General features: G+C 74.2%; 16 protein-coding genes and 1 pseudogene. 9 read left to right on the top strand and 8 right to left on the bottom strand.

Translation table 11 applies throughout. The annotated features are described in order from the left end of the window. Positions 1 to 51: 51 nt before the first annotated feature. The gene (locus AQJ11_RS52625; RefSeq protein WP_398780462.1) at positions 52 to 291 is read left to right on the top strand and encodes a DUF6059 family protein; all 240 of its coding nucleotides are present in this window, start codon (positions 52 to 54) and stop codon (positions 289 to 291) included. 510 nt (positions 292 to 801) lie between these two features. Here the strand turns inward: AQJ11_RS52625 and AQJ11_RS52620 are convergent. After that, a pseudogene (locus tag AQJ11_RS52620) lies at positions 802 to 1,082 on the bottom strand (hypothetical protein); the annotation flags it as partial. 691 nt (positions 1,083 to 1,773) lie between these two features. Between AQJ11_RS52620 and AQJ11_RS07290 the strand changes: the two are divergent. From AQJ11_RS07290 to AQJ11_RS07275, 4 genes are all read left to right on the top strand, one after another. Beyond that, on the top strand, positions 1,774 to 2,493 hold the full coding sequence (locus AQJ11_RS07290) for a class I SAM-dependent methyltransferase (RefSeq protein ID WP_059262302.1): 720 nt from the start codon (positions 1,774 to 1,776) through the stop codon (positions 2,491 to 2,493). Between the two features lie 248 nt (positions 2,494 to 2,741). Then, a complete protein-coding gene (locus tag AQJ11_RS07285) occupies positions 2,742 to 3,194 on the top strand; it encodes a hypothetical protein (RefSeq protein ID WP_059262301.1) in 453 nt (150 codons plus the stop codon). 80 nt (positions 3,195 to 3,274) lie between these two features. Continuing rightward, complete coding sequence (locus AQJ11_RS07280) at positions 3,275 to 3,751, top strand: MSMEG_6728 family protein (protein WP_059262300.1); 477 nt, start codon at positions 3,275 to 3,277, stop codon at positions 3,749 to 3,751. Between the two features lie 89 nt (positions 3,752 to 3,840). Next, the gene (locus AQJ11_RS07275) at positions 3,841 to 4,293 is read left to right on the top strand and encodes a hypothetical protein (protein ID WP_244218139.1); all 453 of its coding nucleotides are present in this window, start codon (positions 3,841 to 3,843) and stop codon (positions 4,291 to 4,293) included. 113 nt (positions 4,294 to 4,406) lie between these two features. Here AQJ11_RS07275 and AQJ11_RS49730 read toward each other — a convergent pair whose 3' ends face one another. The 7 genes from AQJ11_RS49730 to AQJ11_RS07245 all read right to left on the bottom strand — a co-directional run bounded on the left by AQJ11_RS49730 (position 4,407) and on the right by AQJ11_RS07245 (position 8,059). Next, entirely contained in the window at positions 4,407 to 4,568 is a 162-nt protein-coding gene (locus AQJ11_RS49730; protein ID WP_167360851.1) for a hypothetical protein, read from the bottom strand. 133 nt (positions 4,569 to 4,701) lie between these two features. Then, the gene (locus AQJ11_RS07270; protein ID WP_059262299.1) at positions 4,702 to 4,914 is read right to left on the bottom strand and encodes a helix-turn-helix domain-containing protein; all 213 of its coding nucleotides are present in this window, start codon (positions 4,912 to 4,914) and stop codon (positions 4,702 to 4,704) included. Positions 4,915 to 5,032: 118 nt separating this feature from the next. After that, positions 5,033 to 5,548 (bottom strand): hypothetical protein, encoded by a 516-nt coding sequence (locus AQJ11_RS07265; RefSeq protein ID WP_059262298.1) that lies wholly within the window; start codon positions 5,546 to 5,548, stop codon positions 5,033 to 5,035. A gap of 240 nt (positions 5,549 to 5,788) precedes the next feature. Then, a complete protein-coding gene (locus tag AQJ11_RS07260; protein ID WP_059262297.1) occupies positions 5,789 to 6,364 on the bottom strand; it encodes an Rv1733c family protein in 576 nt (191 codons plus the stop codon). A 125-nt stretch (positions 6,365 to 6,489) separates the two neighbouring features. Then, on the bottom strand, positions 6,490 to 7,326 hold the full coding sequence (locus tag AQJ11_RS07255; protein WP_059262296.1) for a rod shape-determining protein: 837 nt from the start codon (positions 7,324 to 7,326) through the stop codon (positions 6,490 to 6,492). Then, complete coding sequence (locus AQJ11_RS07250) at positions 7,323 to 7,700, bottom strand: TraR/DksA family transcriptional regulator (RefSeq protein WP_059262295.1); 378 nt, start codon at positions 7,698 to 7,700, stop codon at positions 7,323 to 7,325. Before AQJ11_RS07250 ends, AQJ11_RS07255 begins: the two co-directional genes overlap by 4 nt. A gap of 47 nt (positions 7,701 to 7,747) precedes the next feature. Next, positions 7,748 to 8,059: a TraR/DksA family transcriptional regulator gene (locus AQJ11_RS07245; RefSeq protein ID WP_059262294.1), complete on the bottom strand. Its 312-nt coding sequence runs from the start codon at positions 8,057 to 8,059 to the stop codon at positions 7,748 to 7,750. A gap of 320 nt (positions 8,060 to 8,379) precedes the next feature. On the opposite strand from AQJ11_RS07245, the gene AQJ11_RS07240 reads away from it, so the two are divergent. The 4 genes from AQJ11_RS07240 to AQJ11_RS50295 all read left to right on the top strand — a co-directional run bounded on the left by AQJ11_RS07240 (position 8,380) and on the right by AQJ11_RS50295 (position 13,464). Further along, on the top strand, positions 8,380 to 9,333 hold the full coding sequence (locus AQJ11_RS07240) for a sensor histidine kinase (protein WP_059262293.1): 954 nt from the start codon (positions 8,380 to 8,382) through the stop codon (positions 9,331 to 9,333). A gap of 2 nt (positions 9,334 to 9,335) precedes the next feature. Next, positions 9,336 to 10,037 (top strand): response regulator, encoded by a 702-nt coding sequence (locus AQJ11_RS07235; RefSeq protein ID WP_014677076.1) that lies wholly within the window; start codon positions 9,336 to 9,338, stop codon positions 10,035 to 10,037. 778 nt (positions 10,038 to 10,815) lie between these two features. Continuing rightward, positions 10,816 to 13,071, top strand: a complete 2,256-nt coding sequence (gene secD / locus AQJ11_RS07230; RefSeq protein WP_059262292.1) for a protein translocase subunit SecD — start codon at positions 10,816 to 10,818, stop codon at positions 13,069 to 13,071. A 165-nt stretch (positions 13,072 to 13,236) separates the two neighbouring features. Further along, a complete protein-coding gene (locus tag AQJ11_RS50295; RefSeq protein WP_208616457.1) occupies positions 13,237 to 13,464 on the top strand; it encodes a hypothetical protein in 228 nt (75 codons plus the stop codon). Positions 13,465 to 13,691: the final 227 nt, after the last annotated feature.

Genomic DNA, 13,691 nt, shown 5'->3' with positions numbered 1-13,691 from the left:
TGCGGTCGGTGGGGCACGAGCACCAGGATCCGGGGCTGGGCCGGCCTGGTGATGCGCGGCCTCGCCGCCACAGGATCCATCTGGGTGTCCGTACCTCTGGGCACGGCGGACGAAGGGCCGGCCCCCGGCCACCCCGAACGACTCAGCGCCGACACGCCGTTGACCGCTGCCGAACGGGCCCTGCGACGGCAACTCAGGGCCGTGGGACGCGCGGTCTGGTGGCTGCCCTGGGGGCCCGTGGCAGACGTCCGCCGACGGAAGTCGACAACGGCCGAGGCACCCAGGCGGTGACGCGCCCACCGTAGCCGGCCCGGTCGGTGCGGGATGCCGGGGCGCCGTTGCGGGACAGTCCCGTGCCTTGCTGCTCCCTGATGTGCCACGGCACGGCGCCACATGACCACCTCCCGACCCGCCACGGTCCCCGCAAGCGGACGGTCGCCGCGGAGACCGCCCGACGCACCAGTAGCCCGACGGCTGGGCCCGCGCCTGTTCCCACGCCCCCGCGATCACCCCGGCCTGGCATCGCGCCAGGTCGGCCGCTGATGCTCCCACGGCACCGGCCGTCGGCGCAGCGACAGCGGAAGACGACCGCGGCGGCCGGGCGGGACGGGGTCCACACGACCTCCGCCGCGGCCGGAGGGCACGATCCGCCGAGCTCCGGGGTGGTCAGCCGACGCGGTGCCGCGGGTCGCCGGGACGGAAGCCCAGCACGCAGCCGCGCGCCGACCGCCCGCACGAGGCCGTCGGCGGCGACCGCCACGCGCCGCCGGTGCGGGACCACCGCGCGGCGATGCGGCGCGTGCTGCCGTCCGCGAAGCGGGCCCGGTAGGCCGGGTGCAGGAGAATCAGTTCCATCCTGCGGCGCAGGCTGTCGCCGACGGCCACGAAGGCGCTTCGTCGGCGAGTTCGGGCATGGTCAGCACGGTGGGACCGGTGTCACGCCGGCACCCACGACGACGTGGTCGGTGCGTCCGGGCAGCGTGCGCGTCACCGGCCGGTCTCCCGCGCGCGGGAGCGTGGCACCCGGACGGGGGATCCCGACGGGCCCGCAGGGCGCGGGGCGGGCGGGGGCGCGACCGCATGGTGTTCCTTCGCCTGTGTGGGGTGCAGTGTTCCTCTCGTCATGGTCATGAGCGGCACCGTCACCACGTCCCCGCCGCGTGCGCCGGGCGGGTCCGCGGCACCGGCCCGCAACGCGGCCGGCCTGCTGCGGCGATGCCTCCCACATCGCCCACCCGCCGCATGGTCGGACCGCGCCCCAGGTCCGCCCGACCAGGCCCTCGAAGTCGCCGGACTGGATCAGCTTGTACCGCAGCGGCGCGAGGCCCCCTTCGACCGGGTCGCCGGCGGGGGGCCGTACGCGCAGGTGCCCCCAGGAACCGTCAGCGCGTCACCGAAGGCGCCGTGGCCACGCCCGGCAGCCTGCCCGCCGCCCCACCACACTGCTCCAACACCGACCCCGACACCGGCGACCTCATGGACCCCCGCACCCCACAGCCCGCCGACGGCCTCTGCTTCGGCTACGTCCTGCCTGCCGGTCGGACCGCACGAAGCCCTCGCCGAGTACACGGAGTTCTCACCCCGGGCCCTCACCGCCGGTGGCAGCACCCGCCCGTCCACCGGCCACACCTCCGCCGGTCTGCAACGCCGGCCCGATGCTCCGCTCGGCGCTCGAACCGCCCCTCCTGCCCCGCCGCCCCTTCGACTGACGCACCCGTTCCACTTTGCCGCCCCTTCGACCCATCACCGCGACCGCACCGACCTGGAGACCGCATGACGCTGCTGCGCGACGAGGACCTCACCGCCGCGTTCGACCACGCCGCCCGTGGCTACGACACGCTGGTGGCCGCCAACCCCGGTTACCACGCCCACCTCCGGCGCTCGGTACGCCGTCTCGGCCTGCCCGGGTCCGGAGCGGGCCTGCGCCTGCTGGACCTCGGCTGCGGCACGGGCGCCTCGACGGCCGCGCTCCGCGCCGTCCTGCCGGCCGCGCGCATCACCGCCGTCGACGCCTCCGCCGGCATGCTGCGGCGGGCCGCCACCAAGCCCTGGGCGGGTGGGGTGACCTTCGTTCGGGCACCGGCGGAACGCCTGGCCGAGGCGGGCGTGACCGGACCGTTCGACGCCGTCTTCGCGGCCTACCTGCTGCGCAACGTGTCCGATCCCGACGCCGTCCTCACCGCCGTACGGGACCTGCTCGTGCCCGGCGGCCGGCTCGGCGTGCACGAGTACACCCTCAGCGGCCGGCGCGTCGACCGAGCGGTGTGGAGCGTGGTGTGCCGCGGCCTCGTACAGCCCGCGGCGTCCGCCCTCGGGGACGGCGGGCTGTACCGCCATCTGTGGCGCAGCGTCGTCGAGTTCGACACCGTCGACCGCTTCGCCGCCCGCGTCCGCGCGGCCGGCTTCGAACACGTCCGGGCCCTGCCCCTGCCGGGCTGGCAGACCGGCATCACCCACACCTTCGTCGCACGGCGCGCGGAGAGCGGCCGATGACCGCGGCCGAGCCGCCGGACGGCACCCGACGGGGCCGGACCGACGGGAGGGATGCTGCCGGCGCCCCCGGCGGTCGGCGCGTCGACGGGGCCCGCCCCACCACCACACCCGTCGTCGGCGGGTGGTGAGCCAGGGGGAGCGCCCCCACGCGACGCCCCGTCACACGTCCGGCCCACGCCGCACACGGTCACCCGGCGGGAGGGGAAGGGATGCGGAAACCGGCGGCGCCACAGCACCCAGGGAGTGCCATGAACGAGTACCAGGGCGGGCCCGACCAGCGGCACCGCCGCCCGGAAGGTGTCGACGATCTGACCGTCGAAGCCCTCGGATCGCTGTCGAAGGCTCTGGAGACCACCGAGCGCGCCCGCGGCCACCTGTACAGCTTCCACCAGCTGACCGGCGGGGCCGACCTCGAACTGGAACGCGCGGTACGGCTGCTGCGCGAGGCCGGGCACGCCGGATGGGCGGCGAAGGCGGAGGCCGAGATCCTGGGCCGCGACGTCATCCCGGGTCACTGGACGTTCCAGATCATCGAGGCCTACAACGACACCTATTACCGGCCGTTCCGGGAACTGGAACGCAGCGTGGTGAACGCACTCGCGCAAGGCCGGGACCACCTGTACGAGGCGGAGATGAGGGAGGCGCGTCGCGCCCTCGGGCGCCCCGGCCGCACGGCGGGTCGCCCGGCCGCGGACGGCTGACCGCCACGGGCGAGGCGGCACGACCCGCCGAGCGACTCCGCATCATCCGAACCCTCCGCACCCGCTCCAGGACGGCGACCATGCAGACGTTCCTGCCCGATGCCGACTTCCGGCGCTCCGCCCTGATCCTGGACCGTCGCCGCCTGGGCAAGCAGCGGGTCGAGGCACTCCAGGTGCTGCGCGGCCTGACCGTTCCCGGGTACGGCTGGCGCAGGCACCCGGCCGTACGCATGTGGAGCGGCTACGAGGAGGCCCTCGTCCGCTACGGGCTCGAAGTGTGCCGGGTCTGGCGTGAGCAGGGGCACCAGGACAGCTGTGCCGCGTCGCTGGTCGCCGGATACGCCGCAGGCCGTCCGGGCGCGCACGTGCGCGATCAGCCCGCTCTCGCCGCCGCGGGCGAACTCCCGCCGTGGCTCGGTGACGAGGCCTTCCACCGCAGCCACCAGTCCGCGCTCGTCCGCAAGGACCGGGACACGTACGCACCCGTGTTCCCCGGCGTCCCGGACGACCTGCCCTACGTGTGGCCGTCCTCCGACCGGGAGGGGACGACCGCCTGACCGGGGTGTCGCAGGACGCACAGCCTGAGCGTCTTCCGCCCCGGCGGACCGGGTCGTCCCTGCCCCGAGGCGCTCGCTACGCTTCTGGCATGTCATCGCCAACACCGCCCGCTTACAACGTTTACCTCGGCCCACCCGCCCCCACCGCCCCGGCCCGCCGGTCGCACCGCTCCTTGGCCGCCGCCCTGGTCGCGGGGCTCGTGCTGGGCGCGGGCGGGGTCGGCACCGCCTGGGCGCTCAGCGGCGGGGACGGCTCCGCCGACAGCGGCGCGGCCGGCGACGCCCGCCGATCGTGCGAGGCTCTACAGGGCTTTCACGAGTCGGACCTCCGGGCCGACGGGGCCAAGAGGGACATCGCCTTCAACCGCCTTGGCGGCGCCGCCGTGCTGTCCGCCGCGGCGGCGGCCGGTGACCGCGAGTTCAAGCCGTTGGCCGAGGCCGTGCAGAGGGTGCAGAACCGGGTGGCCCGCTTCGCCGACGTCTCCGAGCCCGAGGCGCAGAAGGAACTGAAGACCGCCCGGTCCGTGTGCGCCGGTCTCTGACCGCCGTCCGGGCCGCCGTCCTGCCGGCCGTGACGGACCCGGGTCGCCCCGGGCTGCGACCTGCGCATGGCCGGCAGCGGCGGCGAACCGGCAGGCCGCTCACCGGCGTCGGGTCACATCCCCGACCCCGACCGGCGGGCGCGCAGCTTGCCGAAGAGCCGCTGGGCCTGGGCCCGGCGGCGCGGATCGGATGCGGTGCGGCGTACTTGTTCGATCGTGCGCCGACCCTGCGGACTGTTCGCGAACTGCTTGAGTCGTTGCAGAACTCCAGACATGACACTCCTTTCGCCAGGGGTGCCCTGCTCTCGTTGGGGGCCCCACGAGGTGCGGCTACCCGGAAACCGGTGGTCCAGCCCCTGCCGGGCCGAGGGGAAGCAGCCGCGCGCCACGCCGATACCGACGTGGCCGCTATCGCGTCGAGTGGGCGTTGCCGGTGCGGACATCGCCTCCCCGTGCCCTGAGGGGCGCGCCGGCTTCGGTGAGCACACGGTGCACGAAGCCGTACGACCGGCCATGAGCCTCGGCTATGGCGCGGATCGACCGCCCCTCCCGGTACTCCTTGGTGAAGGCTTCCGCCAACTCCCTGCGCGCGCTGCCCGTTATCCACTTGCCCTTGTTCATGGAGAATCTCCTCCTGCGTCGCCGAAACGTGATCACCGGCTTCCCGCGTCGACGCGACTCATGCGGGGCGAGTACGAGATCGGCTCACCGAGCTCCCGTGCCCCCAGCAGCCCGTCGCTCACTCCGCCGGCCGTGCCACTGCCCGCCAACGCGGGGCCTGGTCGTCAGGGACGCTCGGGGAGGGGAAGTGGAACGGCACGCCGAGGTGGCCGGCCAACGCCCGGCCGGCCTCGGCCGCGGCGGTTTGTGGAGGGGAGGCGTCACGACGGTGGTGGACGGTCGCCAAGTGGCCTTCCCCGTCCGGATCCTCCAGGACCGCGATCAGCAGCACGAACCAGTCGTGCACCGTGTCGCCGTCCCACAGAGCCTCGATCGCGGACACACGGCCCGGGAGAGCCGCGGCACGGGCGGCGAGTGAGGGGACGTCGAGCGGATCGGGCGGTGTGCGCCGCACCTGGTCGGCGAGAGCCTCGTAGCGGGCATGGACCACCCGCTCGGCCTCGGCCAAGCCCAACCCCAAAGGGCGCAGGGCGTCGTGTACGGACCTGACCGCCGGCAGGCGGCGGTCCCGCAGCACGTCGGCGTCGACCTCCCGGCGCGTCCGCTCCTCCAGACAGGCCCACCAGCCGCTCACCGGCTCACCGGCCGGAATTCCCGGGTGCGTGTCATGGCCCCGAACGTACGCCAGGCCGCCGTGCGACGCAGCCGGGTTCCGCGAGGAGTGACACCGGATGGTCCCGAACTCGGCTGCCAGGACGGCGGAAAGGCGACTGACGCTCCGCCGCCGCTTCGCACCACTCGGTGTCTCGTCCCGGAGTTCGGCGAGCCAGTGGCCGGCACGGGAAATGAGCGGGACCCGCCGGCCGGCCGGGAGCTACGGCGACGTGGTCCAGCGGGGTGCCGTCCGGGCCCACGCGGTGTCCCACGCGGCGAGGTTGCGGCGCTGGATGACGCGGCAGGCGGCGGCGTGGGCGGCGGCTGCGGTGGCGTGGACGCCGAGGGCGGCGATGATGGCCGATCCCATGGCGCGGCTGCGGACCTCGCCGGGGCTCAGCGGTGGGTCCGTGATCGTTCCGTCGGCGCCGACCCAGACGCGGACGGCGCTGCCCTTGGTCAGTGCGGGCTGGACCTCGGCGGTGGCGGTGCGGGTGTGCCCGTGGGCGTCGGTGAAGCGGACCTCGGCCGGGTAGCGGGTCTTCCTGGCTTCGGCGGAGCCGGGTTCGGGGTGGCGCCGGGCGTCCTGGAGGAGGATGGCGGTGGTGTGGTGGCGGGTGGCGGCCTGGTGCCGGGCGGTACGGGCGTAGTGGCGGTGGGCGGCGTCGCCGACGAGGACCATGGCGGCAGGGGTGGCTGCCAGCGCGGCCAGCAGCAGGCCGAGACCGGTCCACGCCTGGACCAGGTCGGTGCGGCGGCACAAGGGATTGCGTCTCAGGCGCCGGGGCATGACCACGGACGACTCCTCATGAGGTGGCGGTACGCGGCCGGACACGCGTCCTCCTCCCGGCGGTGGACGCGGCGGATGCGGAGCCGGGGGAACCGGGGCTGCGGGCGCGGCCCGAGGCTGTGTCTCGCGGATCATCCGGGGGCCCGGTGGGGGCGGGCAGCCGACGGGAGGGCGCCGGAGGCGGAGGGGTGGGTGTGGGCGGCTTGCAGGAGTCTGGCGGCGCCGCGGACCGATGCGGTGTGCGGGGCCCGGACCACGCGCATCGGCATGTGCGGCTGCTCGGCGAGGTGGCGGGTGATCTCGGGACGCAGGGCGCCCCCACCGGCCAGCAGGATGCCGCGGCGCACCGCGTCGGCGGTGAGCGAAGTGCGGTCCTGCCGCAGCATCGCCGTCAGCATCGAGGCCACCGCCCCGGCGATCTCCTCGGGTGTGGTCGTGTCGTCCAGATCGCTGGTGCCCAGGGCAGTGCGGCGCGCGTCGGTGACGTCGCCGTCGCCCAGCAGCACCACCTCGGTGAGGTGGGCGCCGATGTCCACCACCATCAGCGGACGGGACATGTCCGCGCCGGCCGAGACGGCGATGGCCCGGGCGCTGGGCACGGTCAGGACGCCGCGCGGCCGGAGCACGTCGACCGCGGTGCGGGCCTGGGCGCGGTAGGCGACGCCGTCCAGGACGGGAGCGGTGACGATGACCAGGGGGCGGACGAAGCGCGGCAGTCGGTGGGCGAGCAGGCGTCGCAGCATGCGGGCGCACCCCGGGGTGTCGATGATGGTGCCGTGCTGGATGGGGTGGACCGCGCCGGAGCCCGGGAAGGTCACGGTGGGTACGTCGACGACCACGCCCTTTCCGGCGATCCAGGCCCGGGTGCGGGCGCTGCCCATGTCCAGGGCGATGCCGCAGCAGCGCCGGCACAGCGGCCAGGGCCGGTGCCCGGCAGCGGTACCGAGGGGATGGCCGAGGCCGGTCATGGGGCGGCCTCCCTGACCTGCTGGCAGCGGGCGCAGTAGCGGCACTGCGGCACGATCATCAGCCGTTCCCGGTCGATGGGGCGCCGGCACAGGTGGCAGGTGCCGTACGAGCCGTCGTCCAGGCGTTCCAGGGCCGCCTCGACGTCGGCGAGAACCATGCGGGCGGATGCGGAGAGCTTGACGCGGACCTCTGTCTGCGCGGCGGCCTGCCGGTGCGGCCGGTCCTCGGCGCGTGAGGTGACGACCGGTCCGGCGAGTTGCCGCAGTTGCTCCTGGCGGAACAGTCGCTGCTCATGGAGGTGCCGGCGCAGTGCGGCGAGGTCCTCGGCCGACAGGTGGGTCGTGCTGTGGCCGATGGTCTGGTGGTTCACCACTTCACCCCTTCGGGGGGCAGGGGGCTGGGGGCCGGCGCGGGCGGTGGTCAGGTGGCGCGGCGTCGGCAGGCGACGCAGCAGCGGGTGTAGGGGAGGATCTCCAGCCGTTCCGCGGGGATGGGCTTGGCGCAGTCCTGGCAGGTGCCGTAGGTGCCGTCGTCGATGCGGGCGAAGGCTTCCTCGATCTCCTTCAGGACCCGCCTCATGGCGCTCTTCTGCTCGGACAGCAGGTACGCGTCCGTGGTCTGCGCGGTCTCGTCGAGGGCTTGGAGCTGGGCCAGCCGGGAGACGCGGGCGTGTTCCAGGAGCCGTCGGGCCTCGTCCGGATGGGGTACGGCCCGGGTGACGTCGAGTGACATGGTCAGTCCCTTTCGCGGCGGCGCTGCCGAGCCGGCGCTTCTCGTGGGCGGTGATCGTGTGCCTCCCACCCTGGCCGGGCCGGCGGCGGACACCTATCGGGCGCGCGCCCCATCTCGGCCGGGGCACGGGACCCATACGGACGGGCCATGGGTGGTGCGCGCCCCGGGAAATGGGGTCCAGGCCCCATCGACGCGGCCCGCGCGACGGGGGACGCTGGCCGCAGGCGCACCCGAGCGCCCCGGTACCGTGGACGCGGTGGGGCTGCGCGATGGCGACAGTGGAGGTGGAGCGAGGTTGTAGAAGGGGAGGCGTCGGGCCGGTGTCCTTGTTCTGGCGGATCTTCGCCCTGAACGCCGTCGTGCTGGGCACGGCGACCGCGCTGCTCCTGTGGGCCCCGGTGACCGTCTCCGTGCCGGTCCTGCTCACCGAGGCCGTCATCCTGGTCGGGGGCCTGGTCGTGATGCTGGTCGCCAACGCCGCGCTGCTGCGGCTCGGCCTGGCCCCGCTCGACCGGCTCACGAAGCTGATGACCACCGTGGACCTGTTGCGCCCCGGCCAGCGTCTGCCCGCTTCCGGAGGCGGCGAGGTCGCCGAGGTGATCCGCACGTTCAACGCCATGCTGGAGCGGCTGGAGCACGAAAGGGCCACCAGCAGCGCCCGGGCCCTGCTGGCCCAGGAGGCCGAACGCCGCCGCATCGCCCAGGAGTTGCACGACGAGGTCGGCCAGAGCATGACCGCGATCCTGCTGGGGCTCAAGCGGGCCGCGGACGACGCGCCGGCGGCACTGCGGGAAGAGCTGCACGAGGCGCAGGAGATCACCCGGGAGAGCCTCGACGAGGTCCGTCGCCTGGTACGCCGGCTGCGGCCCGGCGTGCTGGACGACCTGGGTCTGGTCAGCGCGCTGACCTCGCTCACCGAGGACTTCGCCACGCACACCGGGCTGCGCGTCAGCCGCCGCTTCGACGCCGACCTGCCCGCCCTCGCGCCGGAGACCGAACTGGTCCTCTACCGCGTCGCCCAGGAGTCGCTGACCAACGTCGCCCGGCACGCGGACGCCCAGCGGGTCACGGTCGCCCTGCGCCACGTCGACGACAGCGTGGTGCTGACGGTCACCGACGACGGCTCCGGCATCAAGGCCCCCCGCGAGGGCGCCGGCATCCGCGGCATGCGCGAGCGGGCCCTGCTCATCGGGGGCAGCCTTGAGATCACCCCGGCAGCCGGTACCGGCACCCGCGTCCAGCTCACCGCGTCCGTTCCCAGGAAGCAGCCCTGACCATGCCCGACGCCACGACCACCCCGACCGGGACACCGCCCTGGAGGGCGTCCCGGAACACGATCCGCATCCTGCTCGCCGACGACCACGCGCTGGTCCGCCGGGGTGTGCGGCTCATCCTCGACCAGGAACCGGACCTGGAGGTGGTCGCCGAGGCCGGTGACGGCGCCGAGGCCGTCGAACTGGCCCGCACCGGCGACGTCGACCTGGCCGTCCTGGACATCGCCATGCCGCGCATGACCGGCTTGCAGGCCGCCCGGGAACTGGCCGTTCTCAAGCCGGGTCTGCGGATCCTGATGCTCACCATGCACGACAACGAGCAGTACTTCTTCCAGGCTCTGAAGGCCGGCGCGAGCGGGTACGTGCTGAAGTCGGTCGCCGACCGGGACCTGGTCGCCGCGTGCCGGGCCGCGATGCGGGACGAACCGTTCCTGTACCCCGGCGCGGTCACCGCCCTGATCCGCAACTACCTGGACCGGGCCCGACGCGGCGAGGAAGCCCCCGATCAGGTCCTCACCCCCCGCGAGGAGGAGGTCCTGAAGCTGGTGGCCGAGGGGCACTCCTCGAAGGAGATCGCGGAGTTGCTGTTCATCAGCGTCAAGACGGTCCAGCGGCACCGCGCCAACCTGCTCCAGAAGCTCGGTCTGCGCGACCGCCTGGAACTCACCCGCTACGCCATCCGCGTCGGCCTGATCGAACCCTGAACCCCGTCCGATCCCCGCCGGCATTCGCCCGCTCCCGGACCGGTACCCGCGCCCGGCCGGCACCCGCACACCACGACGAGAGGGGAGGGGCATGCACCACCTCGCGCGCACCGCCCCCTGCCGACGAAGTGCCCGGCGGTTCGTCGTCGCGGTACTGGCGGCCGTCGCCCTGACGTTGCTGACCGCGGTCGGCCTCAACGGCCTGGTGGCTATGAGCGGTCCTGTGGCCGTGAGCGGCCCTGCGGGCGTTGGTGGCCTCGCGGTCACGAGTGGCCCTGCGGGCGTGGGCGGCCTCGCGGTCACGAGTGCTCCTGCGGGCATGAGCAGCCCCACGGCCATGACCGGCTTTGCGGTCACGAGCGGCCCCGCGACCACGACCAACCCCGCGACCACGAGCGCCCCCGCAGCCGTAGCGGCGGCAGCAGCGGGTCACCACTCGGACGCCGCGCCGCGCGCCGACGACGGGTGCGACACCGTCTGCACCGTCCGGGCGGCACCGCGCCAGGAGCAGCACCGGGAGCATCCGGCTCCGCGCTGCCACCTCGGCGCCTGTCCCCAGGGCACGGCCGTCGCCCCGCCCCGCCCGGCACGGCTCACGCAATCGACCGGGCACATCCCCGCCTCGGACCCTCACGCACCCCGTGATCGTGGACGGGCACCACCCCAGCCATCCGGCACCTGACACTTCCTCTCTTTCGTTCACCGCGCACCTCGCCCCCGGGCCGCGGCCGGTCTCCGGCCGCCGCCGTGGCCGTGGTGTGCCCGCCGGAGGCCCCCGTTGACCAGTTCCCCGCGGGTGAGAGCGTCGCTCGCCCTCGCCGTCATCGCCGTATCGCTGTACATCGCCGTCACCGTGCCGGTCCGCCTCGGACTCGATCTGCGCGGCGGCACCCAGATCGTGCTCCAGACCCGGTCCACCGCCACCACCAAGGCCGACCGCGCGGTCACCGACCGCACCCTGGAGGTGCTGCGCGGCCGTGTCGACGCGCTCGGCGTCGCCGAACCCACCCTCGTCCGCTCCGGCGACGACCGCATCGTCGTCGAACTGCCCGGCGTGCAGGACCCGAAGAAGGCCGCCGACGTCCTGGGCCGCACCGCGCAGCTCACCTTCCACCCGGTGCTCGGCACCGCCGACGGCGCGGACGACGGCTCCCGGCCCCTGCCCGAGCAACCCCGGGAATCCGTCCTGCCCGATGGGTCCGGCACGCCGCTGCGCCTCGGTGCCGCGGCCCTGACCGGCGCGCACGTCAAGGAAGCCGCCGCCCGCTTCGGCCAGCAGGGCGGCGCCGGATGGCACGTCACCGTCGCCTTCGCGGGCGCCGGCCGTGACGGCTGGGCCCGGCTGACCGGCGAGGCCGCCTGCCACCCGCCGGGCGCCCCGGAACGGCGGGTGGCCATCGTCCTCGACGGCAAGGTCATCTCCTCGCCGCAGGTCGACCCGTCCGTGGCGTGCGGGACCGGCATCCGCGACGGCGCCACACAGATCACGGGCTCCTTCGGCCCCGAGGAAGCCCGCGAGCTGTCCCTGCTCATCAACGGCGGAGCCCTGCCCGTGCCGGTCGAGACCGTCGAACAGCGCACCGTCGGCCCCACCCTGGGCGCGCGGGCCATCACGGCAAGTGCCTGGGCGGCGGCCATCGGTACGGCGCTGACCTCGCTGTTCATCATCGTCGTCTACCGGCTGATGGGGGCGCTGGCCGCCGTCGCCCTGGTCTGCTACGGCCTGGTCTCCTACGCCGCTCTGGCCGTGCTCGGCGCCACCCTGACCCTGCCGGGCCTGGCCGGCTTCGTCCTGGCGATCGGCATGGCCGTGGACGCCAATGTGCTGGTCTTCGAACGCGCCCGCGAGGAGTACGCGGCCCGCCGCCGCCCCAGTGCCCGCTCGGCGCTGACGGCCGGGTTCCGCAACGCCCTGAGCGCGATCGCCGACTCCAACATCACCACCCTGATCGCCGCGGCTCTGCTGTTCTTCCTCGCGTCCGGGCCCGTGCGGGGCTTCGGTGTCACCCTCGGCATCGGCGTGCTCGCCTCCATGTTCAGCGCCCTGGTGATCACCCGGGTGCTCGCCGAGTACGCCGCCGGCCGTCCCGGCCTGCGCCGCCGCCCCCACCTCACCGGCATCGCGACCACGGGCGCCGTCCGCGACCGGCTCACCCGACGCCGCCCCCACCTCATGCGCCACCCACGCCGCTGGCTGGCCGTGTCCGCCGCCGTGCTCGTCCTGGCCGCGTCGGGCGTCGCGGTGCGGGGCCTCGACCTCGGAGTGGAGTTCACCGGTGGCCGCCTCATCGAGTACGCCACCGGCGCCCCCGTAGATGCCGACCGGGCCCGCACCGCGCTCGCGGAGGCCGGATTCCCCCGGGCCGTCGTGCAGTCCTCCGGCGACAGCGGCCTGACCGTGCGCACCGACCCGCTGACCGACGCCGAGGAGGCCGAGGTGACCGGCGCCGTACGCGACCTCGCCGGCGGGGCGGACAAGGTCCGCGACGAACTGATCGGGCCCAGCCTCGGGAAGGAGCTGCGCCGTGGCGCCCTGATCGCGCTCGCCGTCGCCCTCGGCGCACAGCTCGTCTACCTGACGGCGCGCTTCCGCCTGCTCTTCGGCACCGCCGCGGTCGCGGCCCTCGCCCACGACGTGGTGGTCCTCGTCGGCGTCTTCGCCTGGCTCGGCAAGCCCGTCGACGGGGTGTTCCTGGCGGCCCTGCTCACCGTCATCGGCTACTCGGTGAACGACTCCGTGGTCCTCTTCGACCGCGTCAGGGAACTCGCCCGCGACGCCACCGGAAGACCGCTGCCCGGCATCGTGGACCAGGCGATCCTCCAGACCCTGCCCCGCACCGTGAACACCGGCATGGGCGCCGCCTTCATCCTCGCCGCCCTCGCCGTGCTCGGCGGATCCGCGCTCACCGACTTCGCCCTGGCCCTGCTCATCGGCCTCGCGGTCGGAACGTACTCCTCCGTCTTCACCGCCGCTCCCGTGGCCGTGGAGCTCCACCGGCGCGGCGACCGGACCCGCCCACCCCGCCGACCCTGATGCGGCCGGCGGATCGGGCCTTGGCCGCCCCGGCCGGCGACCGAGACCTTGAGGATTTCCGCCAGCACGAGGAAATTGGTCAGCAAGGCCGCGAACGAGCCGATCAGCGCCACCAGCCCGGAGTAGCGAAAGCTCTTCCACAGCCAGTGGTCAGCGGCTGCGACGGTGCCCAGCAGCGTGGTGAACGCCACGGCGATGAGTACGGCACCGGTGATGCGCCCGGCGAAGGTCAGCGCCCCGACGAAGTCGTCGATGCCGAACCAGCCCAACAGCCCGGTCGTCGCGAGGAGAACCGACACAATCAACGCCAAGGAGACCCGCGACGGCCTGCCTCTCGCCTTCGCCAGCGTCCGCTGCGCCCTCTGGCGCGAGTTGGCGGGTGAGTTGCCGTAGATCTTCACCAGACCACCGCCGGTAAGAGTCCCACGGCTCCGAACCGGCCCGTGTCCACGCTCTCCACGGGGTGCCTCCTTCACAGACCCGCAGCGGACCAGGAGATCTGCCACCGGCGACGCGTACTCATCCTCCGTGGTGATCGACCCGCTCGCCAGCCGCGTGCCTCCGGACGGGGAGCCGTGACCAAGTGGCCCTGGCAGTGCGGCCGTGGCGACGGCGAGCGC

The sequence above is a fragment of the Streptomyces corchorusii genome (genome assembly GCF_001514055.1).
GTDB lineage: Bacteria > Actinomycetota > Actinomycetes > Streptomycetales > Streptomycetaceae > Streptomyces > Streptomyces olivaceoviridis.
Note: the sequence above shows the minus strand (reverse complement) of the source record. Positions and strands in the feature narration are given on the sequence as shown.